General features: G+C 74.8%; 20 protein-coding genes. 12 read left to right on the plus strand and 8 right to left on the minus strand.

The features are described 5' to 3' along the window. Positions 1-94: 94 nt before the first annotated feature. The 9 genes from LPU61_RS17015 (at position 95) to LPU61_RS17055 (ending at position 12,600) form a co-directional block, all read left to right on the plus strand. Complete coding sequence (locus LPU61_RS17015) at positions 95-1,756, plus strand: extracellular solute-binding protein (RefSeq protein ID WP_043969009.1); 1,662 nt, start codon at positions 95-97, stop codon at positions 1,754-1,756. Next, a complete protein-coding gene (locus tag LPU61_RS17020; protein ID WP_043969010.1) occupies positions 1,753-2,784 on the plus strand; it encodes a sugar ABC transporter permease in 1,032 nt (343 codons plus the stop codon). The genes LPU61_RS17015 and LPU61_RS17020 overlap by 4 nt, the downstream gene beginning before the upstream one ends. After that, the gene (locus tag LPU61_RS17025) at positions 2,781-3,755 is read left to right on the plus strand and encodes a carbohydrate ABC transporter permease (RefSeq protein WP_229405463.1); all 975 of its coding nucleotides are present in this window, start codon (positions 2,781-2,783) and stop codon (positions 3,753-3,755) included. Before LPU61_RS17020 ends, LPU61_RS17025 begins: the two co-directional genes overlap by 4 nt. Before the next feature lie 9 nt (positions 3,756-3,764). Continuing rightward, positions 3,765-5,930: a beta-galactosidase gene (locus LPU61_RS17030; RefSeq protein WP_229405464.1), complete on the plus strand. Its 2,166-nt coding sequence runs from the start codon at positions 3,765-3,767 to the stop codon at positions 5,928-5,930. Positions 5,931-6,030: 100 nt separating this feature from the next. Then, positions 6,031-7,464: a cellulose binding domain-containing protein gene (locus LPU61_RS17035; RefSeq protein WP_308102568.1), complete on the plus strand. Its 1,434-nt coding sequence runs from the start codon at positions 6,031-6,033 to the stop codon at positions 7,462-7,464. A 122-nt stretch (positions 7,465-7,586) separates the two neighbouring features. Continuing rightward, a complete protein-coding gene (locus LPU61_RS17040; RefSeq protein WP_158499210.1) occupies positions 7,587-8,336 on the plus strand; it encodes a DUF2993 domain-containing protein in 750 nt (249 codons plus the stop codon). Beyond that, the gene (locus LPU61_RS17045; RefSeq protein WP_229405465.1) at positions 8,336-10,516 is read left to right on the plus strand and encodes an MMPL family transporter; all 2,181 of its coding nucleotides are present in this window, start codon (positions 8,336-8,338) and stop codon (positions 10,514-10,516) included. The genes LPU61_RS17040 and LPU61_RS17045 overlap by 1 nt, the downstream gene beginning before the upstream one ends. Positions 10,517-10,525: 9 nt before the next feature. Next, complete coding sequence (locus LPU61_RS17050) at positions 10,526-11,221, plus strand: response regulator transcription factor (RefSeq protein ID WP_043969013.1); 696 nt, start codon at positions 10,526-10,528, stop codon at positions 11,219-11,221. Continuing rightward, positions 11,218-12,600 carry a cell wall metabolism sensor histidine kinase WalK gene (locus tag LPU61_RS17055; RefSeq protein WP_052504026.1) on the plus strand — a complete coding sequence of 461 codons (1,383 nt, stop codon included), beginning with the start codon at positions 11,218-11,220 and terminating at the stop codon, positions 12,598-12,600. Before LPU61_RS17050 ends, LPU61_RS17055 begins: the two co-directional genes overlap by 4 nt. On the opposite strand, the gene kynU is transcribed toward LPU61_RS17055, so the two are convergent. Continuing rightward, on the minus strand, positions 12,593-13,852 hold the full coding sequence (kynU, locus tag LPU61_RS17060) for a kynureninase (RefSeq protein WP_229405466.1): 1,260 nt from the start codon (positions 13,850-13,852) through the stop codon (positions 12,593-12,595). The genes LPU61_RS17055 and kynU overlap by 8 nt on opposite strands. Before the next feature lie 218 nt (positions 13,853-14,070). Between kynU and LPU61_RS17065 the strand changes: the two genes are divergently transcribed. Beyond that, a complete protein-coding gene (locus tag LPU61_RS17065; protein ID WP_229405467.1) occupies positions 14,071-15,069 on the plus strand; it encodes a helix-turn-helix transcriptional regulator in 999 nt (332 codons plus the stop codon). A gap of 48 nt (positions 15,070-15,117) precedes the next feature. Here LPU61_RS17065 and LPU61_RS17070 read toward each other — a convergent pair whose 3' ends face one another. The 6 genes from LPU61_RS17070 to LPU61_RS17095 are packed head-to-tail and all read right to left on the minus strand — an operon-like array spanning position 15,118 to position 21,128. After that, positions 15,118-16,011 carry an STM4011 family radical SAM protein gene (locus tag LPU61_RS17070; RefSeq protein ID WP_229405468.1) on the minus strand — a complete coding sequence of 298 codons (894 nt, stop codon included), beginning with the start codon at positions 16,009-16,011 and terminating at the stop codon, positions 15,118-15,120. Next, positions 16,008-17,333 (minus strand): STM4012 family radical SAM protein, encoded by a 1,326-nt coding sequence (locus LPU61_RS17075; RefSeq protein ID WP_229405469.1) that lies wholly within the window; start codon positions 17,331-17,333, stop codon positions 16,008-16,010. Before LPU61_RS17075 ends, LPU61_RS17070 begins: the two co-directional genes overlap by 4 nt. Then, entirely contained in the window at positions 17,330-18,133 is an 804-nt protein-coding gene (locus LPU61_RS17080) for an STM4013/SEN3800 family hydrolase (RefSeq protein WP_043969621.1), read from the minus strand. Before LPU61_RS17080 ends, LPU61_RS17075 begins: the two co-directional genes overlap by 4 nt. Continuing rightward, complete coding sequence (locus LPU61_RS17085; protein ID WP_229405470.1) at positions 18,121-19,239, minus strand: STM4014 family protein; 1,119 nt, start codon at positions 19,237-19,239, stop codon at positions 18,121-18,123. Before LPU61_RS17085 ends, LPU61_RS17080 begins: the two co-directional genes overlap by 13 nt. Before the next feature lies 1 nt (position 19,240). Beyond that, complete coding sequence (locus tag LPU61_RS17090; protein ID WP_043969020.1) at positions 19,241-20,188, minus strand: STM4015 family protein; 948 nt, start codon at positions 20,186-20,188, stop codon at positions 19,241-19,243. Between the two features lie 7 nt (positions 20,189-20,195). Further along, positions 20,196-21,128, minus strand: coding sequence for an STM4015 family protein (locus tag LPU61_RS17095; protein WP_043969021.1), 933 nt, complete (start codon positions 21,126-21,128; stop codon positions 20,196-20,198). A 184-nt stretch (positions 21,129-21,312) separates the two neighbouring features. Here LPU61_RS17095 and LPU61_RS17100 point away from each other — a divergent pair, with 184 nt between their 5' ends. After that, positions 21,313-21,816, plus strand: a complete 504-nt coding sequence (locus LPU61_RS17100; protein WP_229405471.1) for a hypothetical protein — start codon at positions 21,313-21,315, stop codon at positions 21,814-21,816. A gap of 84 nt (positions 21,817-21,900) precedes the next feature. Here LPU61_RS17100 and LPU61_RS17105 read toward each other — a convergent pair whose 3' ends face one another. Further along, positions 21,901-23,298 (minus strand): hypothetical protein, encoded by a 1,398-nt coding sequence (locus LPU61_RS17105; protein ID WP_229405472.1) that lies wholly within the window; start codon positions 23,296-23,298, stop codon positions 21,901-21,903. 719 nt (positions 23,299-24,017) lie between these two features. Here LPU61_RS17105 and LPU61_RS17110 point away from each other — a divergent pair. Next, positions 24,018-24,455, plus strand: coding sequence for a hypothetical protein (locus LPU61_RS17110; protein ID WP_229405473.1), 438 nt, complete (start codon positions 24,018-24,020; stop codon positions 24,453-24,455). Positions 24,456-24,577: the final 122 nt, after the last annotated feature.

A 24,577-nucleotide genomic window follows, 5' to 3' on the forward strand; every position in this document is an offset into this window, starting at 1 on the left:
TCACCGTCGATTAGTTTATTCGGCTAGTAACCCAACTAATCCTAGCCGGGCGCGCGTGCTCCGCAAGCCCCGCGTGTCAGATGAAGGGAACGCCGTGAAGCCGTCCCTGCCAGGCGTATCCACCGATCGCCGAACCCTGCTGCGTCTCGCCGGTCTCGGCGCCGCCGCGACGATGGGTGGCGCCACCCTCGCCGGCTGCAGCAAGGAGGCCGGAAGCAAGGGCAGCGCCACCCAGGCCGACGCGGTCCGGGCCGTCCTGCCCAACTACAAGCCGGCCGCGGTCGGCAAGCCGGACATCCCGGGGGAGGGGCCGATCCCGGACGGCTACCTCAGCTACCCCAAGGACCTCGTCGACGCGGTCACCGAACAGCCAGGCAAGGGCGGCGCGGCGATCCGCACCATGAGCCCCTGGTGGGGGCCGACCCCGCCGACGCTGGGCAGCAACTCCTACCTCGCCGCGATCAACACCAAGCTGGGCGTCGAGATCAACCCCAGCCTCCAGGACGGCACCACGTTCGCCGACAAGCTCAACGCCATGCTCGGCGCCCGCGACGTGCCCGACCTGCTCATGGCGCCCAACTGGGAGGTCGACAAGGTCGCCCGGTTCTCCGACGCGGTCAAGGCACTCTTCGAGGACCTCACCGACCACCTCAAGGGCGACGCCGCCGCGAAGTACCCGTACCTGGCCGCGCTGCCCACCGGGTCCTGGGAGTACTCGGTCTGGGGCGGGCGGCTGGCCGCCGTGCCGTACCCCACCGACGGCCCCTTCGCGTGGGCCCTGTTCCACCGCAAGGACCTGTTCGACAAGGCCGGCCTGGCCGCGCCGACCTCGCCCGAGGAGCTCTACGAGCTGGGCAAGAAGGCGACCGACCCGGCCAAGGGCGTCTGGGCCTTCGGCACCATCTTCGACATGGTGCAGCAGTTCTACGGCTGCCAGCAGACCTGGCGCAAGAAGCCCGGCGGCGGCCTGGAGCACAAGTTCGAGAACCCCGCCTTCAAGGCCGCCCTGGAGTTCACGGCGAAGCTGTTCAAGGAGGGGCTGGTCCACCCGGACACGGTGTCCAGCAAGGGCGCCGACGAGAAGCAGCTGTTCAAGGCCGGCAAGATCCTGATGTTCCAGGACGGGCTCGGCGCGTGGCAGGGCCTGCAGGGCGAGCAGTCCAAGGTGCTGGCGAGCTTCAACATGCAGCCGCTGCCGGTGTTCGGCGCGGCCGGCGCCCAGCCGGTCATCTGGGGCAGCGAGAAGCCGATCTTCTTCACGTTCGTCAAGAAGGGCCTCGGCGCCGACCGGGTCGACGAGATCCTGCGGGTGCTCAACTGGTGCGCCGCGCCATTCGGCAGCCGCGAGTTCGAGCTGCGCGAGTACGGCGTGGAGGGCAAGCACTTCACCCGCGCGGCCGACGGCAGCCCGATCCCGACCGAGCTGGGCCGCAAGGAGCTGGGCGGCCAGTACAACTTCTGCCGGGTCGCGGTGAAGGTCAAGAGCGGCGACACCCCGGACTACGTCCAGCAGTACCTGGACTACCTGAAGAAGAACGTCGCCCTGCTGGAGAAGGACCTGTTCGCCGGGATCAAGCTGGAGCTGCCCGCCAACTGGTCGAAGATCATCCAGCCGACCGACGACAAGATCCGCGACATCCTGCGCGGCCGCCGCCCGATCAGCGACCTCGACCAGGTGACGAAGGAATTCCTCGCCTCCGGCGGCGAAGAGGGGCGCGCCTTCCACGAGAAGGCGCTCGCCGACAACGGCCGATGAGCGGCCCGGGCACCGCCGGCGCGGTGGACGCGCCGGCGGCGGCCGGGCAGGCCCCGCCGCCGACCCGAAAGCCCCGGGGCGCCGGCCGGCGCCGGCCCCGGGCCAGCCTGGCGGCGCGGCTGCGCCGGGACTGGCCGCTGCTGGCGATGACCGCGCCGGCCGCCGCGCTGCTGCTGGTCTTCCACTACCTGCCGACCCTCGGCAACGTCATCGCCTTCCAGGACTACAACCCCTTCGTCGGCGACGACCCGGTGGAGGCGTTCCTCTACAGCGAGTGGATCGGCTTCGGCAACTTCGAGGCGCTCTTCGCCGACCCCCTGTTCTGGGACGCGGTGCGCAACACCCTCACCATCACCGCGTTCCAACTGGTGTTCTTCTTCCCGCTGCCGATCCTGCTGGCGATCCTGCTCAACAGCCTGGTCTCCGGGCGGGTGCGCGGCTTCGTGCAGAGCGTGGTCTACCTGCCGCACTTCTTCAGCTGGGTGCTGGTGGTCACGTTCTTCGTGCAGATGCTCGGCGGGGCCGGACTGCTCGCCCAGGAAATGCGCGAGGCCGGGATGCAGCCGTGGAACATCATGACCAACCCGGACACGTTCATCGTGCTGGTCACCGCCGAGGCGGTGTGGAAGGACATCGGCTGGGGCGCGATCGTCTTCCTGGCCGCGCTGGCCGCGATCGACCCCAACCTGTACGAGGCGGCGGCGGCCGACGGCGCCGGGCGGTGGCGGCGCATGTGGCACATCACGCTGCCCGGGCTGCGGCCCGTGATCGTGCTGCTGCTCATCATGCGGCTGGGCGACGCGCTGTCGGTCGGTTTCGAGCAGTTCATCCTGCAACGGGAGGCGGTCGGCCGCGACGCCGCCGAGGTCCTCGACACCTTCGTCTACTACCAGGCCATCGCCACCCAGCAGTGGGGCCTGGGCGCGGCGGCCGGGCTGTTCAAGGCGGTGGTGGGCCTGATCCTCATCCTCGCGGCCAACAAGCTCGCGCACCGGCTCGGCGAGCAGGGGGTGTACTCCAAGTCATGACCGCACAGCTCAGTGGCATTTCACCGGTGCCGGCCGCCCCCGCGACGGCCGGCAAGCCGAGGCGGCGGCGCGGCAGCCCGCGACCCCCGTGGGAGGAGCCGCCCTCGCCGGTCGGCCTGTTCGGCAAGGGCGTCGTGCTCGTCCTGCTCGTCGCGGCGGTGCTCGTGCCCCTGTGGGCGGTGCTGGTGACCAGCCTCGCCTCCCGGGAGACGATCGACGCGGCCGGCGGCATGGTGATGGTGCCCCGGGAGTTCGACCCGTCGGCGTACATCACGATCTTCAACGGCGGGCAGATCACCCGGGCCGTCTGGATCAGCACCCTGGTCACCGTCCTCGGCACGACGGTGAGCCTGGTGCTCACCGTGCTGGCCGCGTACGGGCTGTCCCGGCCGGGCTCGGTGGGGCACCGGGGCCTGCTGTTCTTCTTCCTGCTGACCTTCCTGATCTTCCCGGGGCTGGTGCCCAGCTATCTCGTGGTCACCGGGCTGGGGCTCAAGGACAGCATCTGGTCGCTGATCCTGCCCAGCGCGATCAGCGTGTTCAACCTCGTGGTCATCCGGGCGTTCTTCATGGGCGTGCCCGGTGAGCTGCTCGACAGCGCCCGCATCGACGGGGCGGGCGAGTTCCGCATCCTCACCCGGATCATGCTGCCGCTGTCGAAGGCGGTGATCGCGGTGGTCGGCCTGTTCTACGCCGTCGGCTACTGGAACGCCTACTTCAACTCGGTGCTCTACATCGACGACAACGACAAGTTCCCCATCCAGCGGGTGCTGCAGAGCTACATCCTGGCCGGCCAGTCGCCGAACGTCTCCGGCGCCGCGGTCAGCCTGCCCGGGATCACCGCGTACCCGCCGACGCTGGCGGTGAAGATGGCCGTGGTGGTGGTGACCGTCGTCCCGGCGATCATCGTCTACCCGTTCGTGCAGCGGCACTTCACCAAGGGTGTCATCACCGGCGCGGTGAAGGGCTGACGTCGACCGGTGGGCGTCCCGCGCGGGGCGCCCACCGGCGCGTACGGGAACATCACCACCTCGACGAACGGACGGTGCGGCATGTGGGACGAGGCCCGGCTCCGCTTCGGCGGCGACTGGAACCCCGAGCAGTGGCCCGAGCGGGTCTGGGCCGAGGACGTGGCCCTGATGCGCCGGGCGCGGGTCAACCTCGTCACCGTCGGCGTGTTCGCCTGGTCCCGCCTCGAACCCGCGCCCGGCCGGTACGACTTCGGCTGGCTCGACCGGGTGCTGGACCTGCTCGCCGACAACGGCGTCGGCGCGGCGCTGGCCACCCCGACCGCGTCGCCGCCGCCCTGGTTCTCCCTGGCCCACCCGGGCGCGCTGCCGGTGACCGCCGACGGGGTACGGCTGCACCACGGCAGCCGGGACACCTACTGCGCCGCCGCGCCGGCGTACCGGGCCGCCGCCCGGCGGATCGCCGGGGTCCTCGCCGACCGCTACGCGCACCACCCGGCGGTGGCGCTGTGGCACGTGCACAACGAGTACGGCACCGTCTGCCACTGCGAGCACGCGGCGGTGGCGTTCCGGGCGTGGCTGGCCGGGCGGCACGGCAGCCTGGACGCCCTCAACGACGCCTGGACCACCAGCTTCTGGAGCCAGCACTACTCCGACTGGGCGCAGATCAGCACCCCCCGGGCGACGCAGTACCTGGCCAACCCCGGCCAGCTGCTCGACTTCCGCCGGTTCTGGTCCGACACCCTGCTCGCCGCGTACGCCGAGCAGCGGGACCTGCTGCGGGCGGCGAACCCGGCGGTGCCCGTCACCACCAACTACGTCCTCGGCGACTGGGTGCCCGTCGACCACGCCCGCTGGGCCGCCGAGGTCGACCTGGTGGCCATCGACCACTACCCGTCGGCTGTCGACGGGGCAGCCGAGGAGCAGACGGCGCTGGCCGCGGACCTGGCCCGGGGCTGGGCCCGCCACGGCGCGCGCGCCCGGGCCGCCGCCGACCCGACGGCGGACGCCTCCGCCCACCGCGCTCGCGCCGACGGCGACGGACGGCGGCCGGTGCCCGGCGACGCCGCCGACGGCGGCGCGTGGCTGCTCATGGAGAGCGCCCCGAACCTGATCTACACGGCCGGACGGATGCACACCAAGGAGCCCGGCCGGATGGCCCGGCACAGCCTGGCCCACGTCGCCCGGGGCTCGCGCGGGGCGATGTACTTCCAGTGGCGCGCCCCCGTCGGCGGGGCGGAACGCTTCCACTCCGCGCTCGTGCCGCACGCCGGCCCCGACAGCCGGGTCTTCCGCGAGACGGTGGAGCTGGGCGCGATCCTGGACCGGATCGCCGAGACCGACGGCGCGAGGGTCGAGGCGTCCGTGGCGATCGGCTGGGACGCCGCCAGCGGGTGGGCCCTGCAGCACCCCGGCCTGCCCTCGCAGCGGCTGCACCACCACGGGGAGGTCGCGGCGGCGCACCGCGCGCTGTGGCGGGCCGGCTTCGGCTGCGACGTGGTGCTGCCCGGCGACCCCGTCGACCGGTACGCGCTGCTGGTGCTCCCGGCCCTCTACCTCGCCTCCGACGCCGCCGCCGCGTGGGCCCGCGCCTACGTCGCCGGCGGCGGCCACCTCGTGGTGACCTGGCTCAGCGGCGTCGCCGACGAGCACGCCCGGGTGCGCGCCGGCGGCTACCCCGGCGCGTTCCGCGACGTGCTCGGCGTCCGGGTGGAGGAGTTCCACCCGCTCGCCGACGGCGACGAGGTCCCCCTCGCCGGGGGCGGCACCGGGCGGATCTGGGCCGAGAGCGTCGGGCTCGCCGGGGCGGAGGTCGTCCGCGCGTACGCCGCCGGGGTGCTCGCCGGGCAGCCGGCGGTGACCCGCCACCGCCACGGCGCGGGCACCGCCTGGTACGTCTCCACGCGACCCGACGACGAGACGTACCGGCGGCTGCTGACCGACGCGGCCCTCGCGGCCGGCGCGGCGCCGACCTGCCCCGCCGCGCCGGCCGGGGTGGAGGCGGTGCGCCGCCGGGGTGCGGCGGCGAGCTGGCTGTTCCTGCTCAACCACACCGACCGGGCGCACCGGGTGCCGGCCGCCGGCGTGGAGCTGCTCACCGGCGCGCTCGTCGACACCGCCGTGGAGCTGCCCGCCGGGGGCGTCGCCGTGGTCCGGGAGGCCCCCGCCGCCCGCTGACCGTCGGCATCCTTGCGCGTACTCACGACCGTCGATTAGTTTGTTTGGATATCAGACTAACGGTCGACTCGACCGCCGTCGGACCAGCGAGGGGAAACGCGTGGGAACCAGGGGAGCGACCGCGGTGCTGACCGCGTTGATGCTCGGCGCGACCGCCGCCGTCACCGCCGCCGTGCCCGCGCAGGCCGCGGCGGCCGGCTGCGCCGTCACCTACCGCGTCGGCGGGCAGTGGTCCGGGGGTTTCACCGCCGACGTCACCGTCACCAACCTGGGCGCCCCGGTCACCGCCTGGACGCTGACCTGGTCCTACCCCTCGGGCCAGCGGGTGACGCAGGCGTGGAACGCCACCGTCACCCAGGCCGGCGCGCAGGTGACGGCCCGCAACGCGGCGTGGAACGGCGGCCTGGCCACCGGCGGCAGCACCACCTTCGGGGTGATGGGCTCGTTCACCGCCGGTAACCCCGCCCCGACCGGCTTCGCCCTCAACGGCACCACCTGCGGCGGCGACGACCCGGGCGACCCGGGTGGGCCGTCCGGCGTGCTGGCGCAGACCCACACCGCCGGCCGGGTCGTGACCGCCGGGCAGACCGTGCAGTACAGCTGGCCCGGCATCTACTTCGAGGGCCGCTTCCGGGGCACCGGCGTCGGGCTCGTCTTCGACGACGCCGCCAACGACTACGACGTGGCGGTCGACGGGCAGGTCGTCGCCACCCTGGTCAAGCCCGGCACGACCACCCGCTGGATCGACGGGCTCGCCGCCGGCGAGCACAGCGTACGGCTCGTCAAGCGCACCGAGAGCCCGTGGAGCGCCAGCGCGTTCGGCGGCCTCGTCGCCGCCGGAGGCGGGGCGATCCTCGACCGGCCCGCCGCCCGCACCCGGCAGGTCGAGTTCATCGGCGACTCGCTGACCGTCGGCTACGGCAACACCGCCGGCACCCGCGACTGCACCGGCGACCAGGTCACCCGCACCACCAACACCGACCTCAGCTTCGGCGCGCTCACCGCCCGCGAGCTCGACGCCGACTACCAGGTCAACGCCTACTCCGGCATCGGCATGGTGCGTAACTACAACGGCGGTTCGCCGGGCGTCAGCTACGGCACCTACTACGACCGGGCGCTGCTGCACGTCGACGGCGACGTCTGGGACCGGCCCGCCACGTGGCGTCCGCAGCTTGTCGTGGTCGACCTCGGCACCAACGACTTCTCCACCCCGATCAACAGCGGCGAGCCGTGGACGGACACGAGCCTGGCCGCCGCCTACCGCGCCACGTACGTGGCGTTCCTGGAGAAGCTGCGGGCCCGCTACGGCGCGGGCACGACGATCGTGGTCGTCGGCACGAGCCTCTTCGGGGACAAGGCCCGGCAGGTCGTCAGTGACCGCAACGCCGCCGGCGACGCCAAGGTCCGCTACTGGCACCTCGACGACGCCGGCCTGGACCTCCTGGGCTGCCACTGGCACTACTCGGTCGCCGACGACCGGCTCATCGCCGACCGGCTCGGCGACTACGTCGCCACCCTCGGCATCGACTGGTAGCCTCCCCACCCCCGGCGGTCAGCCCCCACCGGGGCGCCCCCGCAGGTGGGCCACCCCGAACTCCCACGTTTCTCTCATCGTCCTCGGGTGGTGGGTCCAGACCGGCCTGTTCTGCTCTACCGGTGCGATTGCGAATCATCCGGCGGCGACGAGCCGCCCTGCTGGCCGCCGCCTGCGTGGCGGTCCTTGCGACGGTCGCGGTGGTGGCCGACCGGTGGGTCGCGCGGACGGCGGCGCAGCGGCTGTCCGACCGGCTGGCCTGCGCCGCCGGCCTCGACCGGTCGCCCACGGTCGACCTCGGCGGGTTCCCCGTGCTGCCCGGCGTGCTCACCGGTGAGCTCGGCCGGGTGAGCGTGCGGGCCGCCGACGTCACGCGCGGCGACGTGCGGGCCGCCGAGGTGGACGCCGAGCTGTCCCAGGTGCGGCTGCCCGGCGAGCAGCCGGCCCGCGTCGGCGCGCTGGACCTGCGGATCCGCGTCGGCTTCGACGCGCTGCCCGGCACGGTCGGCGAGCGCCCGGTGCACTACCGGGGCGTCGGCGGGCTGCTCGCCGTCGAGACCACCGCGCCGATGGCCGGGCAGCAGCTCCCGGTCACCGTGCTCGCCCGGCCCGCGATCGACGCCGGCCGACTGACCGTCACCCCCACCGAGATCGAGGTGTTGGGCATGCGGCGGCCCGCGGGTGCCAAGCTGGTGGAGCGGCTCACCGGTGGCCGCGACCTGTCCCGGCCGCTGCCCGCGCTGCCCGCCGGCCTGAGCTGGCAGGGCGTCGACGTCGCCGACGACGGCCTGCGGCTGCGCCTGACCGGACACGACCTGACCCTGCCCGGGGGCGGCGACGGCCGCCGCGCCGGCACCTGCGGAGGAAACTGATGCACGCCCGTACCGACGGTTGGACCCACCGGACGCTGGAGCGGCTGGGCGGCTGGTGCGTACGCCGGCCGTGGCGGGTCCTCGCCGCCTGGCTGCTGCTCGCGGTCGCCCTGGTCGGCGGCGTCGCCGCCTTCGGCCGGCCGGTCGACAACGACGTGGCCCTGCCCGGCAGCGACGCCCAGCTCGCCCGCGAGCTGAGTGAACGCGGCGGCGGTCCCGCCAGCAGCGGCCAGGTCGTGGTGCACGTCGACACCGGCCGCCTCGACGAGCCGGACCGCCGGGCGGCGCTGGAGCGCAGCGCCGCCGCGCTCGCCGCCGTGGAGCACGTGACCCGGGTCGACGGCGTCGACGCCCGCGCCGGCACCCTCAGCCCCGACGGCCGCACCGGCTACCTCACCGTCCGCCTCGACGTGCCCGCACGCGAGGTGGACAAGGAGCTCAGCCGGGCGGTGCTGGACGCGGCGCAGCCGGCCCGCGACGCGGGCGTCGAGACGGTGCCGGGCGGGGTGCTCGCCACGGCGGCCGAGCGGGGCGGCTCGCACACCGCCGAGGCCGTCGGGCTGCTCGTCGCCGCCGTGGTGCTGCTGTTCGCCTTCGGCGGCCTGGTCGCCGCGGCCGTCCCGTTGGTCACCGCGCTGTTCACCCTGGGTTGCGCGCTCGCCACGGTCGGGCTCGCCGGCCACCTGGTGTCCGTGCCGTCGGTGGCCGGCAACCTGGCCACGATGATCGGGCTGGGCGTCGGCATCGACTACGCCCTGTTCCTGATCACCCGCTACCGGGCGCTGCGGGCCGCCGGCACGCCGGCCGACGAGGCGCTGGTGGCCGCCATGGGCACCGCCGGCGCGGCGGTCGTGTTCGCCGGCGGCACGGTGGTCATCGCCCTCGGCGGCCTCGCCGTGGCCGGCGTGCCCATCCTCGGCACGCTGGGCTGGACCGCCGGCCTGGTGGTCGTGGTGGCCGTGCTCGGCGCGGTGACCCTCCTGCCGGCCCTGCTGGCCGTCCTCGGCCCCCGCCTCGACGCGCTGCCGCTGCGCCTGCGCCGCCGCGCCGCCGACGGCGGCTCCGGCTGGGCCCGGCAGGCCGAGCGGGTGACCCGCCGCCCCTGGCGGTGGGCCCTGCTCGCCGCCGCGCTGCTCGCCGTGCTCGCCGCACCCGCCGCCACGCTCACCCTCGGCCAGCTCGACGCCGGCGACGACCCGCCGGGCAGCGCCACCCGCACCAGCTTCGACCTGCTCGCCGAGGGGTTCGGCCCCGGCGTCAACGGCCCGCTCAACGTGGTCGCCGCCGTCGACCCGCCGGCCGCCGGCACCGCCGACCCCCGGCTCGTCGAGCTGACCCGCGAGCTGGCCGCCACGCCCGGCGTCGCGTCGGTGGCCCCAGTGCGTCTCGCCGACGGCGGCCGGGTCGCCACGGCCAGCGTGCAACCGGACAGCGGACCCAGCGACCCCGCCACCGCCGCCCTGGTCGCCGACCTGCGCGACGTGCGGGTCGACGGCGTGCAGGTGCACGTCGGCGGGGCCACCGCCACCCGCGCCGACCTGGCCGACCGCGTCCGGGACCGGATGCCGTGGGTGATCGCCGTGGTCGTCGGGCTGTCCACCGTCCTGCTGTACGTGGCGTTCCGCGCCCCCGTGGTGGCGGTCAAGGCCGCCGTGATGAACCTGGTCTCGATCGGCGCCGCGTACGGGGTGCTGACGGCCGTCTTCTCCTGGGGCTGGGGGGTGGAGCTGACCGGCCTGTCCGGGCCGGTGCCCGTGGAGAGCTACGTGCCGATGATGCTGTTCGCCCTGCTGTTCGGCCTCTCCATGGACTACGAGGTGTTCCTGCTCAGCGCCGTGCAGGAGGCGTGGCGGGCGACCGGCGACAACCGGGTCGCCGTCCGCGACGGGCTCGCCGGCACGGGCCGCGTGATCACCTCCGCCGCGCTGATCATGGTGACCGTCTTCGCCGGCTTCGTCCTGCACACCGACCCGGTGATCAAGATGTTCGGCCTCGGCATGGCGGTCGCCGTGGCGGTGGACGCCACCGTGGTCCGGGGGCTGCTGGTGCCGGCGACGATGGCGCTGCTCGGCCGGGCCAACTGGTGGCACCCGGGCCGCCGGCGCCGGCCCGCCCCCGAGTCGGGGAAGGCGGAGGCTCTCGCCGGACTCTCATCGAATTCCCAGCCGCCCGTGGTCTGATCCGTCGAGATGAACGCCGCCGCCGTCCGGGTCCTGGTCGTCGACGACCAGCCCAACATCGTCGACATGCTCGCCACCGTGCTGCGGTTCCACGGCTTCGACGTGGTGACCGCGACCACCGCGGCCGAGGCGCTGCGCCGCGCCGGGGAGAGCCGCCCCCGGCTCGTCGTCCTCGACGTGCTGCTGCCCGACGGCGACGGGTTCGAGGTGTGCCGGTCGCTGCGGGCCGCCGGCCACGAGATCGGCATCGTCTTCCTCACCGCCCGCGACGCCCCGCGCGACCGGATCGCCGGCCTCACCTACGGCGGCGACGACTACGTCACCAAGCCGTTCTCGGTCGAGGAACTGGTCGCGCGGGTGCGGGCGGTGCTGCGCCGCATCGGCTCCGCCCCCGTGCCCGCCACCGGCGTGCTCCGCTACGCCGACCTCGAACTCGACGAGGAGACCTGCGAGGTCCGCCGGGGTGGCCGGCTGCTGTCGCTGTCGCCGACGGAGTTCAAACTGCTGCGCCACCTCATGCTCAACCCCGGCCGGGTGCTCTCCCGCGCCCAGATCCTCGACGCCGTGTGGCGCTACGACTTCGACGGCGCGTCGAACGTCGTCGACACCTACATCGGCTACCTGCGGCGCAAGCTGGACCCGCTCGGGCCGCCCCTGATCGAGACCCGGCGCGGCTTCGGCTACGCCCTGCGTGCGCCGGGGTGAACCGGCTGCCACTGCGCCGCAGCCTGCTGCTCGGCCTGGTCGGGCTCACCGCGACCGCGTTGGTGTCCGCCGGGCTGGTCAGCGCGCTGGCGCTGCAGGCGTACCTGATGCAGCGCACCGACGACCAGCTGCGCTCCGCCGCCGCCGTCGTCGCCACCCGGGTGAAGCAGCTCGCCGGCCAGCCCCCCGGCACGGTCCGGGCCGCCGTCGCGCCGTCGGACTACCTGGTGGAGATCCGCCACCGCGGCACGCTCACCCGGTTCTCGGCGGCCACCCCGCCGGCCACCCCGCTGCTCGACCTGTCGCCGGCACCGCCCGCCGACGGCCCGTCGGCGCCGGTCACCCTGGCCGGCCGGTGGCGGGTGGTCACCGTACGCGCCGGCGAGGCCGTCGTGCTCATCGCGCTGCCGCTGGCCCCGGTGACGCAGACCGTGCGCCGGCTGGTGCTGGTGGAGCTGGCCGGCGGCGCGGCCGTGCTGCTCCTGCTGGCCGGCTCCGCGCGGCTGCTGCTGGTGCGGGGGCTGCGCCCGCTGGACCGGATCACCGCCACCGCGACCGCCATCTCCGACGGCGACCTCGACCGCCGGGTCCCCCTGGACGGCGTGCGGGTCGCCGATCCGCGCACGGAGGTGGACCGGCTCACCCTCGCGGTCAACGGCATGCTCACCCGGCTCCAGGCGGCGATCGCCGCCCGCACCCGCTCGGAGCAGCGGCTGCGGGACTTCGCCGCCGACGCCTCCCACGAGCTGCGCACCCCGCTGACCTCGATCCGCGGCTACCTGCAGATCCTGCGGCACGACATGGTCGAGCCCGGCCGCCGGGCGGAGGTGCTGGCCCGCAGCGAGGACGAGGCCGTCCGGATGGGCCGCATCCTCGACGACCTGTTCTACCTGGCCCGCCTCGACGCCGAGCCGCAGCTGCGGCACGACCGGGTGGACCTGGCGGTGCTGGCCCGCGACTCCGTCGCCGACCTGCTCGCCGCCCAGCCCGGCCGGCCCGCCCGGCTGCTGGCGCCCACGCCCGTGCCGGTCACCGGCGACGAGCACGCCCTGCGGCAGGTGCTGGCCAACCTGCTGGCCAACGTGCGCGCCCACACCCCGGCCGACGCCCCCGTCACCGTCGCCGTCGAGCCCGACGCCGACGGCGTCACGGTCCGGGTCACCGACGGCGGGCCGGGCGTCGACGCCGCGCTCGCCGAGCGGGCGTTCGACCGGTTCACCCAGGCCGAGCCGGGGCGCGGCGGCGGCAGCGGGCTGGGCCTGGCCATCGTCGCCGGCATCGTCGCCGCCCACGGCGGCAGGGTCGGCATCGAGTCCCCGCCGGGCGGCGGGACCGAGGTCTGGTTCGCCCTGCCCCGTGCCACCGACGCGCTCAGGTGACCCGCGACGGCCCGCCCGGCACCCGTTCCCAGCCGCGCCGCTCGGCCAGGTCCCGCAGCCGGTCCAGGGCATCCCACACGTCGACATAGCGGGTGTAGAGCGGCGCGGGCCCCAGCCGCAGCCGGTCGGGGGCCCGGTAGTCGCCCACCACGCCCGCCTCGGCCAGGGCGCGGGAGATCCGCAGCGCCTCCGGGTGGTGCAGGCAGACGTGGCTGCCGCGCCGGTCGGCCCCGCGCGGGGAGGCCACCCGGAAGCCGTACGGGGTCAGCCACGCGTCGGCCAGCGTCACGATCAGCTCGCCGAGGCGGCGGCCCTTGGCGCGTACCCGCTCGATGCCGGCCTCGGCGAGCACGTCCAGCGCAGGGTCGAGCGGCGCGAGGGCGAGGATCGACGGGGTGCCGACCAGGAACCGGTCCAGGTCGGTGGCCGGGTCGTAGCCGGGACCCATGCCGAACTGGTCGCGCCGGCCGAACCAGCCCTGGATCGGCTGGCGCAGCCGGGACTGCAGCTCGCGGCGGACGTACAGGAAGGCCGGCGCGCCCGGGCCGCCGTTGAGGTACTTGTACGTGCAGCCGACCGCGAGGTCCGCGCCGGTGGCGGCCAGCTCGATCGGCACCGCCCCGACGGCGTGCGACAGGTCCCACAGCACCGTCGCGCCGACCTGGCGGGCGGCGGCGTTGACGGCCGCCATGTCCAGCAGCGCCCCCGACCGGTAGGCCACCGCCGACAGCACCACCAGCGCGACGTCCCCGTCGAGCGCGGCGCGCAGCTCGTCGAGCCGCAGCCCCTCGTCGAGGTCGGAGGGGAGCAGCCGCAGCGTCAGCCCGCGCGCGGCGGCCAGCCCCTCCAGGACGTACCGGTCGGTGGGGAAGTCCTCGGCGTCCACCAGCACCGTGCGGCGGTCGCCGGCGGCGTCCAGCGCGGCGGCGGCGAGCTTGTAGAGGTTCACCGACGTGGAGTCGGAGACGACCACCTCGCCGGGACGCGCGCCGAGGGCGTGCGCGGCGAGCCGGTCGCCGATGCGCCGGCCCCACTCGATCCAGGTGGGCCAGGACCGGACGAGCCCGTCGCCCCAGCCCTGGCGGACCAGCCGGTCCAGGTGCGCCGGGGTGGCCGCCGGCAGCCGACCCAGGGAGTTGCCGTCGAGGTAGATCAGGTCGTCGTCGGCGATCACGAACCGGTCGCGCAGGTCCGCGAGCGGGTCCGCGGCGTCCAGCTCCTTGGCCAGGTGGCGCGGGAAGTCGTCTCGCACGTGTTACCCCTTCCCGACCTGCCGGCCCCCGGCGACGCCGGCCGGCGTCCGCACCGGCCGCCCAAGCTAGCCGGCCTGCCTGCGGCACCGGCCGGCGGCGGGTCGCCGTCCCGGCCGGTGGACGGATCCCGCCCCTGCCGGGGCCAGCGCCCGGCCGCCCGTAACGCCACCAGGGCCCGGGGCGTTGACCCTCCGACTGCGGCGACGGGGGAGGCTACGTGCGCACAGGTGACGGCGCGGGCGCCGCGACCACGGGGCGGGCGCCGGTGATCCGCGACGAGGTCGCGACCCGGGATCCCGACCTCGCCCACCACACCATCGCCGCGCAGTACTCCGCCCACCGCCCCCGGTTCGCCGGCAGCGCCCTCGGCTTCCGGTTCCGGCTCGCCACCACCCAGGCGGGAGAGCTCGGTGTCGACCAGATCGTGCACTCGATGGACGCCCGGTCCTGGACGGAGCCCTACTCGGGCTTCCTGGCGGTGCACGTGCGGCGCGGGTGGTACCACTGGCGGGTCGGCCGCGACGAGCTGGCCCTGCCGCCGGGCGCGGTGGGCCGGTTCCACAACTCGCCCATGATCGTGCAGTGGAGCGACGTCACCGCCAGCGTGGTGCGGCTGTCGACCGCGCACGTCGCCCGCGTCGCCGCCACCCGCACCGACGTCGCCGCGGCCGACTTCCGGTTCGAGGGGATGGCCCCCGTCTCCGCCGCCATGGCGCGCGCCTGGGCGGGGCTGTCGGCGTTCCTCGACGCGCAGGCCGCGGCGGCGGGCGATACGCTGGCGCACCCGCTGATCCGGGCCAGCCTCGCCGAGCATGTGGCGACGACCGCGCTGGCCGTGTTCCCCAACACCATCATGACGGCCGGCTACGTGCCGGGGCCGCGCCGGGTGGAGCCGGCCGTGGTCCGGCGGGCCGTGGCCTACATCGAGGCCCACGCTGCCGAGCCGATCACCGTGGCGCAGATCGCGCAGGTCTGCGGGGTCGGCCCGCGCGGGCTCCAGGCCGCGTTCGCGCGGCACCTCGGCGTCAGCCCCACGACCCACCTGCGCCGGGTCCGGCTGGACCGCGCGCACCGGGACCTCGTCGACGCCGACCCGACCGGGGGCGCGTCGGTCGCGGCGATCGCCCGCCGGTGGGGCTGGGGCAACCCGGGCCGCTTCGCCGAGGCGTACCGGCGGGCCTACGGCCGGCCACCCAGCCACACCCTGCGGGCCTGACCGCCGGCCGGGCCGGCTGCGCTGGGCGGTCGCCCCGGCCCGGCCCGGTCAGCCGGGCGGCCAGCCGGCGGGGATGCGTTCCAGCAGCCCACCGGCGAACACGTCGCGCAGCCCGAGCGGCTTGAGGTGGACATACCCGATGTGGCAGTCGCAGGCTCCGTTCACGCAGGTGCGGGGCCGCAGCGCGGCCCGCCACGAACCGTCGTACAGGTTGCCGATGGGCTCGTCGACGAAGTGGCAGCGGCGCACCGTGCCGTCGCCCCGCACCGAGATCGCCGTCTCCCCGGCGTGGCAGGGCCGGTCCAGCGACAGGTGCGGGCGCACGCTGTAGCCGAACAGCGGGTCCAGCGCCGTCCAGGTCGCCTCCTGCGCGGCGTCGTAGCGGTGGCCCTCGGCGGCGTTGACCCACAGGTAGACGTGCGGCGGCAGCGCCGCGCGCAGCGCCCGCGCCTCGTCGAGGTGCTCCGGCAGCCCCACCACGCCGACGGAGAACCGCACGCCCAGCTCCGTCAGGCGGGCGCAGCGGGCCAGGAACCGCTCCCGGGTGACCTGCGCCGGGTGGTACGTCGTCCACAGCGCCGCCCGTGCCGGGTCGGCCTCGGCCAGCCAGTCCACCCGGGCGGCCAGGTTGGTCTGGATGACCACCCGGTCGACGTGCGGCAGGTGCGACAGCCCCACCATCGCCTCCCGGTACCAGCGCCGGGTCAGCCCCTCGCCCCACGGGGTGAACAGCACCGACAGCCGCAGGTCGGTGGTCGCGGCCACCCAGCCGGTGAACCGCTCCAGGGCCGCCCGGTCGGCGGCCAGCACGTCCGGCGGGTCGCGCCGCTTCGCGAACGGGCAGTACGGGCAGTCGTAGTTGCAGCTGGCGAGGGGACCCCGGTAGAGGATCGCCAGGCCGCTGCTGCCGCCGCCTCCGCCACACCGGTCGGCCGTGCTCACCGGGGCACGTACCCGGTCATCGCGCGGCGCACCCGGGCGGAGGTCAGCCACGGGCCGACGGCGTCGGAGCGGGCCAGCCCGGCCGGGGTGAGCCGCAGCCCGCCGTCGGTGGCCCAGCCCCGCTCGACCAGCCGCCCCAGCTCGGGGAAGTCGTCGCCCGGCGCGGCGCCGAACCGGGCCGCGTAGGCGGCGGCGTCGACGCCCTCGGCGCGCAGCAGCGACTTCAGCAGCCACCGGCGGCGCTGCTCCGTGCCGTCGAGGGCGAAGCCGAACTCGGCGTACGCGAAGTCGCCGGCCGGACGCGCCAGGTAGTCGTCCAGCACCGCCCGCACCTCGGACACGCTGACCGCGTAGTCGAACGAGTAGTGCAGGCCCGTCGTGTACGACCGCGCGCCGCAGCCCAGCCCCACCATCCCGTCGTCCTGGCAGCAGTAGTCCGGCCCGTCCGGCGCGGGCACGTCGGCGCGGCGGAACTGCCGCATCGACTCCTGCCGGTACCCGGCCGCGCCGAGCACCTCCACCGCCTGCGCGTACAGGGCGAGACGCTGGGCGTCCCAGTCGGCGCGGGCGTGCGCCCGCCGGCCCAGCCCGGTCAGCGGGCGCACGTACAGCGGGTAGAGGTACAGCTCCTCCGGCCGCCAGACCAGGGCCGCCTCCAGGCTCTGCCGCCACGTGTCGGCGGTCTGCCCGTCGATGCCGTAGATCAGGTCGACGTTGAGCAGCGGGATCGCCGCGTCGCGGATCGCGCCGAGCGCCGCCTCCACCTCCGCCCGCCGCTGCGGGCGGCCGGCGGCGCGGGCCTCGGCGTCGAGGAAGCTCTGCACGCCGATGCTCACCCGCGTCGTGCCGTGCGCGGCGAGCACCGCGAGCCGCTCCGGCGTCGCGGTGGCCGGCGACGTCTCCACCGACAGCGGTACGCCGGGCAGCCGCGCGCCCAGCGTCGACGTGGCGATGTCGAACAGCTCGGTCAGCTCGCCGGCCGTCAGGTACGTCGGCGTGCCGCCGCCGAACGCCACGCGGGCGTACCCGGCGTCGCCGCCGAGGGCGTCGGCGACCCGCTCGGCCTGCCGGCGCAGCTGCCGCAGGTAAGCGGTGACCTGCTCGGCGGGCGCGCCGGTGCGGGTGAACAGGTTGCAGAAGCCGCAGCGCATCTCGCAGAACGGCACGTGCGCGTAGAGGAACAGCGCGTCGCGGGGCTCGGCCCGCCACACGTCGGCGAGCAGCGGCCGGGGCCGCAGCGCCCGGTACGACGTCTTGTGCGGGTACGCGTACAGGTACTGCTGGTACGGCGAGCCGTCGAGGCCCGCGAGGTTGCTGGTCACCATTCTCCCGGTCGCAGCGTGAAGTGGGCGTACGGGACGGTCCACACCACGTCGTGGCCGATCCGGTGGCCGGTGTGGCCGTCCTCCCCGTACGCGGTGCCGTGGTCGGAGCACACGATCGTGAACACCGGTCGCCCCCGCCCGGTGAGCAGGGCGAACAGTCGTCCGACGCGGCTGTCGACGTACTCCAAAGCGGCGGCGTGGCTGGCCAGGTCGTCGGCGTCGGCGCCGGGCAGGTAGTGCCGGTTGGGCTGGTGCAGCGCCGCGACGTTGAGGAACGTGAACAGCGGCTGCCGCGCCGGGACCCGGGGCAGCGTCTCGGCGAGCCGGTCGAGCTGCGCGTCCAGGCAGCCGGGGGCGGTGACGCCGAACTCCGGCTCCCAGTGCGCCTCGGCGAACAGGCCGGGCAGCACCGACCCGAGCGCGCCGCGCCGGTTGAAGAAGCCGACCCCGCCCACGCAGAGCGTGTGGTAGCCCTCCTGCGCGAGGGCGGTCGGCAGGTCCGCCGCGTCGAACACCCACGTCCGCTCGCCGGAGGTCTCGCTGCCGGGGAACGCCGCCGCGTACAGCCGCTCGTGCCGCCCCGGCGCGGCCGGGGTGGGCAGGAAACCGGCGAAGAAGGCGTGGTGCGCGGCGTAGGTGAAGCTGGCGGGGGAGTGCCGCCGCTCCCACCGGCCGCCAGGCAGCACCCGGGCGAGGGCGGGGGTACGCCCGGCGGCGGCCAGGTCGTCGGCCACGTCGAAGCGCAGCGTGTCCAGGGTGACCAGGCAGACGTCGTGACTTCCGATCAGCTCCCGCACGCCACCACCTCCGCCGCCCGCGTGCCGGTGGCCGTCGCTGCCGTGGCGGTGGCCCGCCAGCGTTCCCACCGGCCGCTGGTCAGCGCGTGCACCTGCTCGGCGTAGGTGTCCCGGCCGTCGGCCAGCACCCCGGGCAGCAGGTCCCCGAACGCGTTGACCTCCGCCACCGCGTGCCGCCGCCAGCCGAGCAGGAACATCAGGTCCACCCCGACGTGCAGGCTGCGCGGGAAGCACGCGGCGGCCCGTACGCAGGTCTCCATCGCCGCCGACCACGCCGCCGGGCCGGCGGCGGCCCGCAGCTCGGCCAGGTCGCCGCGCGCGTTGCCCAGGTGCAGGTTGGTCAGCGGCCCGGCGGCGGCCCGCACCACCGCGTGGGTGGGCCGCCCGGCGACGACCACCACCCGCACGTCGACGACCCGGTCGCCGAGACCCGCCTTGGGCAGCCACCGCTCCACGTGCAGCCCCTCGACGGCGAGCCGGTCGACGAGCGCGGCCACGGTCGCCTCGTCGTCGTAGGTGCGCACCCGCAGCGAGTTGAACAGCCCGTCCGGGGCGACCTCGATCGGGGTGACCGCCCGCACGCCGCGCGGGCCGACGGCCAGGGCCAGCACCCCGGCCGCCGACGAGCCGTGCGCCGGCTTGACGAACACCCGCGCCCACCCGGCGGCGGCCATCGCGGCCCGCAGGGACGCGTACCCGTCGACTGCGGGCAGCGCCGCCGGGACCGCGACCCCGGCGGCGGACAGCCGCGCGTGGCAGCGGCGCTTGTCGCACAGCGCCGCCACGTCGCCGGGGTCGTTGAGCAGCTCCGCGCCGCCGGCGGCGACCCGGGCCAGGCCGTCGACCAATCCGGTGTACGTGTCGGCGAGGCCGATCAGCTCGCCGTGCCGCGCCGGGGCGGCCGCCCGCCGCAGCAGCCGGTCCACCTGCGGGTCCTCGCCGGGGGAGTCGACGCGCACCAGCGCGCCGGCCGGCGGCGGGGCCGCCCCGGTGAGCACGTCGGCCCAGGGCAGCACCGCCGGGCGGGGCAGCCCGGCGGCGAGCACGGCGGCGGTGAACAGGCCGACGCGACGGTTGTAGGGGTTGCCGACGACGGTCAGGCGCATGTCACTCCGACACCGCCGTGTACCGGTACTCCTCGTCGTCGTCGATGTCGGGCTCCTGCGGGTCGGACAGGTCCACCGTCACGCCGGGCAGGGCGGCCCGGACCGCCGCGACGACCTCGTCGGAGACGTAGTGGTGGCTCAGGTCCAGCTTCGTGAGGTGGGTCAGCGGCTGCCCGCCGGCCAGGGCGAGCGCGCCCCGGTCGGACAGCGTGCCCAGCGACAGGTCCAGCAGCTCCAGCCGCCGCACCACCGGCGCGGCGGCCAGGGCCTCGGCGATCTCGTCGGCGTGCTCGGCGTTGCACAGCCCGAGCCGGCGCAGCGCGGGAAACCGCTGCCCGGCCAGCAGCGGGGCCAGATCGTCGACGGTCGTGTCGCCGCAGTATTCCTCGACTCCGAGCCACAGCTCCAGGTCGGTCAGCGCGGGCAGCTCGGAGTCGAGCACCGCGCGGACGAAGTCCCCGCTCAGGCCGCCGCTCTCCACCTCAAGGCGGCGCAGCCGCTCGTGGCGCACCGGCGAGAACCGGAAGTCCTCGCCGCCGCGCACCCGCAGCACCTCCAGCTTCGGGTACGCGGTCAGCAGCCGGCTGACGTCGCCGACCCGCATCCAGGAGATCTCGCACTCCTCGCTGACGATGTCGCCGAGGAACAGCGCCGTCAGGTTCGGCAGGCGCGGCGCGGCGGCGCAGAGCTGGTCGATCGGGGCGACGTTGAACGCCGCGTACCCCCAGGCGCCGACGACGAGGGCCTGCACCGACTCGCCGGCGGCGTCGACGAACCGGTCGAACGCGTCGCGGAAGCCGAGGCAGGGCTGGTGTTCGGTGCTGCTGTCCCAGTCGGGGTGGTCGATGCGCCAGGCGACGGGCCCGTCGATGGCGGGCAGCGGGCCGTCGGCGGGGACCTGGACGACCCGGAGTCCGGCGAAGGACTCGGCGTGCGACAGGACGCTCATCGCAGGCTCACTCCCCGACCGCGGTGAAGCGGTATTCGCGGCCGTTGTAGACGTCGGCCTTCTGCGGCTCCGACAGGTCGACCTCGACGCCGGGCAGGGCGGCGACGACCCGCTCGGCGGCGGCCTCGGACAGGAAGTGGTGGTGCAGGTCGAGGCGGCGCAGGTGGGCCAGCGGCCGACCGGCCAGCAGCGCCTCGGCCCCGGCGTCGGTGAGCACCCCCTTGGACAGGTCGAGCACCTCCAGCCGGTCGACCACCGGCGCGGCGGCGACGGCCGCGGCGACCCGGTCGGCGCCCTCGGCGTTGCAGACCGCGAGGTGGCGCAGCGCCGGCAGCCGGGTGCCGGCGAGCACGTCGGCGAGGTCGTCGGTGGTCGTGTCGCCGCCGTAGTCGGACCGGCCGAGCCACAGCTCCAGGCGCTCCAGCGCGGGCAGGTCGCAGCCGCCGACCGCGCGGACCACCGCACCGGGCAGCCCGCCGGTCTGGAAGGCCAGCTCCCGCAGGCCGGTGTGGCGCACCGGGGTCAGGTGCAGCTCGTTGGCCCCGCGCACCCACAGCACCTCCAGCGACGGGTACGCCGTCAGCAGCCCGGTGACGTCACCGTGCGTGAGCCAGGAGACCTCGCACTGTTCGACGGTCAGGTCGGCGAGGAAGACCGCCCGCAGGGACGTCCACCGCTGCGCCGCGTCGACCAGCAGCTCCACGGGCAGTGCCCGCTCGTACGCCGAGCCCCACTCGCCGATCACCAGGGCCCGGACCGAGTCGGCGGGCACCTCGTCGCGCAGGGCCGTGACCAGGGCCGCGAACTCCTCGGGGTCGGCCTCGAAGTCCTCGACCTCCAGCCGCCAGGCGACGGCCGACGGATCGTCGGGCAGTTTCATCCCCGGGGTGAAGGGCAGCACGGGCAGCCCGGCGAACGACGACAAGTGGGAGCGGAACACGCCAACCTCCGGCTCGACTGGTGCAGCGGCGGCGCGACCGTAACAGGCCGTACCGACAAGCTGATCACCGACCGGCCCGCCGAGGCCCGCATCTAGTCATGAGCGTCAATGTCTGGTAGAAATCCTGCAAGGCCGGCCCCCTGAATCGCAAAAATCCAACCCCCAACGGCGATACGGGAGAACCATGTCCACGACCCGCCCCACGCTGCGCCGCCGAGCGGTGACCCTGCTCGTCGCCGCGCTCGCGGCCCTCGGCGTCACGCTCGGCTTCGCCAGCCCCGCCCTGGCGATCACCCACTCCAGCGCCGCGTCCCAGCTGTCGGCCGCCGGCATCTCCTGGACCTCCAGCGGCAACTGCAGCGACCGCTACACCGCCACCTGCACGTCGTTCGACGGCATCCGGCAGGCCACCATCGACGGGATCATCACGTTCAAGCGGGTCAGCGGCTGCGCGATCACCATCACCGCCGGCACCGAGGTCGGCCACGCCGACGGCGCCTACAGCCACTGGACCGGCTACAAGCTCGACATCGGCCTGACCACCTGCGTGCAGAACTACATCTCGGCGCACTTCGCCTACGTCGGCTACATCGCCGGCTTCGGCTACCAGTACCGGTCCGCCTCCGGGAACCTGTACACCAAGGAAGGCAACCACTGGGACATCCTGTACTACACCTGCGGCTGCTGACCTCGTAGGCCGACAGCCGCCGCCCGGCACGACGTCCCGCCGGGCGGCGGCTGTCCGGCTACGACGCCCGCGCCGCCGGGCACCTCACCTGACGGCCGTCTCCGGGGCCGCCGCCGCGACGTCCTCGGCGGGCTGCTCGGCTGCCCCGGCCAGCTCGTTCAGCTCGCCGATCTCGGCGGCGAGGCGGTCCACGCCGACCTGCTGCCGCGGCTTCACCGTCGGAAACTCGGCGGTCTCCCCGCCACCGGCCGCGGCGGCCATCACGGCGGCGGCGGCCAGGTCGGCCACCCGCTTCGCCTCCCGCTGCACCCGGGCCCGCACGTCCTTGGCGTGCCGCTCGGCCGAGTCGGCGGCGTTGCGCGCCTCCTCCAGCCGGTTCGCCTCCGCCGTGAGTTCCTGGCGGACCTGGGCGAGGTGCTGCTGCAACTGGTTGACCTCGTTCTCCAGCGCCGCGCCCTCCTGGCGGATCTGCGCGAGCTGCTGCTGGGCGGTGTCCAGCTCGGCGTGCAGCTGCGTCAACGCCTGCCGCTGGCTGCCCACCTCCTGCTGCACGGCGGTGAGCTGCTCCTGGTGCGCGGTCGCCTGCTCGTCGGCGCGCTTGCGCACCTCCGTCGAGTACTGCTGCGCCTCGGCGATCAGCGTGGCGATCTTCTCCTCGGCGGCGGTGAGCTGCCCGGCCACGTCCCGCTCGGCCGCCGCCCGGTGCTCGGCCAGCTCCTGCTCGGCCGCCGCCCGCCGCTCGTTGATCTCCCGCTCCACGTTGACCCGCCACTGGGCCAGCTCCTGCTGGCTCTGCGCCCGCGCCGCCTGCACCTCCTGCTGGATCTGGGTGCGGGCCGCCTTGGTCAGCGCCTCAGCCGCCGCCCGCGCCTGCTCCACCTGCTGGGCGGTCAGCTCGTTGATCCGCTTCGCCTCCTGCTGGGCCTGCTCGTGCGCGGCCTCACCGTCGGTCCGGAGCTGCTCCACCAGCTCCTGCACGTCCGCGAGCTGCGCCTCTGCCGCCGAACGCCGCTCCTCGTACGCCTTCTCCTGCTCGGCGCGCCGCGCCGACAGCTCCGCCTCCAGGTCGTGCAGCGCCTGGGCGGCGTGCTCCCGCGCCTCCACCAGGATCCGCTCCGCCTCGGCCTGCAGGTCGCCGGCCCGCTGCGCGGCGGTGTCCGTGATCGCTGCGGCCTGCTTCTCGGCGAGCGCGAGGATCTGGTCGACCATCGGCCCCAGGTCCCGGAACGACGCCTTGTCCACCTGCGCCGGCCGCTGGCGCAGCTCGGACACCTCCGCCTGCAGCGCCTGGAACTGGAGGGTCAGGTTGCGCAACTGGTGCTGCGCCCGGTCCCGGTCGGCGGTCAGTGCCGAGGCCGCGGCCTCGACCTGCTCGACGTACCGGTCGACCTGGCGCTTGTCGTAGCCACGCAACGCCTGCTCGAAGCTCGGCCGCCCGTTCGGCTCGTTGCGTACCGCGAAGGTTTCCCCGCCGTGGGACATCCGGCATCCTCCGTAGAGTCGGACCTATCCGAGAGCCGGCGGTGCGGCCGCCGGGCGTGATGGGGCGCAACGTTACCGGCGTCGCCGCTCGCCGCACACCCCACCCCGCCCGGACCCGGTGTCGCGGCCGGCCGCGACGGCCCTGGCCGGGGCCGGCTGCCCCCGCCGGGTCCGCCGCCAGGCCGGGCCGCCGCGTCCCGCGCGTGAACCCGCCCGTTGTACGTGACACAACGCGATGGTCCGCCCCGGCGGCACCCCCCGCCATGGTCCCTTTGCTCTGCACCCACGGACGCAACGCTCCACGCAGCGCGACGGTCCGACGTGGCCCTCGGCCATCCGCGATCTCGCATGTGCACAGGTAGGCGGCAGTGTTGCGGATATAGGTGCAGAGCAAAGGGGATGCGGGATGCCCTGCCAGGTCGACGGGACATGACGCAGAGTCACGCCGACCGGCACGGGGAAGCGCCCGCCGGAGCTAGTCACGGAACGTCATCGGCTGCTGGCCTCGCCCTGCCTCGCGGAAAGAGGCGAGGTGAGGCGCGGCGGTTGCTCAGGTCATCCCACTGACGGCGCTGGGGCCGGATCCGCTGTCACCGCAGGCGAAGCGGTCGGGGGCGGTCGAGCCTGTAAGGGACGCGGTTGGGTCGAGCGGGCGATCGTTCACAGCATTCCTCCTTGTCTCCGATCGGTGGGTACCCAGGGGCCGTCAGTCGGTCGGGATGCCACGCCGTCGTTGTGCAGCGACCCATGGCCTGGTAGAGCGTTACCTGGACGAAGAGATCACCGCCGGGGAACTGGCCCGCACCGGCGTACTCGAACTCATCGGGCCGTTCCGGGCCACCTGCGTGCAGGGGATGCCGCTCGCCCTCGGCGACGTGGTGGTGCCGATGGTCGCTCGGCAGCTCACGTCCCGGTCCGTCACCGTCACAGGGAACTGCTCGCGCTACCACCACCTGCTGCGTCCCCACCCACCGCGCACCTCCGCCAATGAGCGGCGGGCCTCCAGCCTGTCGGGAATGCTGCGCTTCGACATGCGGCGGGCGTACGTGCGGCGGCTGCCGGTGGCGGAGCGGCGAGCGCTGGGGAAGGCGTTCCGGCGGCTCGGCGCTTTCGAGTCGGCAATCCGACAGGCCGCCGAGCTGGAGCAGAGCTGGTGAAATTGGCCGTCGGCGGCGTGGCCAGCGGCGTTGTTTGCTCTGACCAGCCGGGGCAGCACCGTACGAATTGGCCGGCAACGGCCCGAAAGTCCATCGCCGCCGACGAAACGGACCAGCATCCC

The sequence above is a fragment of the Micromonospora sp. NBRC 110038 genome, assembly GCF_020884815.1.
GTDB lineage: Bacteria > Actinomycetota > Actinomycetes > Mycobacteriales > Micromonosporaceae > Micromonospora > Micromonospora haikouensis.

Excerpts from the sequence above, each read along its gene's own strand:
- LPU61_RS17020 (WP_043969010.1), top strand. The coding sequence starts at position 1,753 with ATGAGCGGCCCGGGCACCGCCGGCGCGGTGGACGCGCCGGCGGCGGCC.
- LPU61_RS17085 (WP_229405470.1), bottom strand. The coding sequence starts at position 19,239 with ATGCGCCTGACCGTCGTCGGCAACCCCTACAACCGTCGCGTCGGCCTG.
- LPU61_RS17100 (WP_229405471.1), top strand. The coding sequence starts at position 21,313 with ATGTCCACGACCCGCCCCACGCTGCGCCGCCGAGCGGTGACCCTGCTC.
- LPU61_RS17050 (WP_043969013.1), top strand. The coding sequence starts at position 10,526 with ATGAACGCCGCCGCCGTCCGGGTCCTGGTCGTCGACGACCAGCCCAAC.
- LPU61_RS17090 (WP_043969020.1), bottom strand. The coding sequence starts at position 20,188 with ATGAGCGTCCTGTCGCACGCCGAGTCCTTCGCCGGACTCCGGGTCGTC.
- LPU61_RS17025 (WP_229405463.1), top strand. The coding sequence starts at position 2,781 with ATGACCGCACAGCTCAGTGGCATTTCACCGGTGCCGGCCGCCCCCGCG.
- LPU61_RS17110 (WP_229405473.1), top strand. The coding sequence starts at position 24,018 with ATGCCACGCCGTCGTTGTGCAGCGACCCATGGCCTGGTAGAGCGTTAC.
- LPU61_RS17105 (WP_229405472.1), bottom strand. The coding sequence starts at position 23,298 with ATGTCCCACGGCGGGGAAACCTTCGCGGTACGCAACGAGCCGAACGGG.
- LPU61_RS17045 (WP_229405465.1), top strand. The coding sequence starts at position 8,336 with ATGCACGCCCGTACCGACGGTTGGACCCACCGGACGCTGGAGCGGCTG.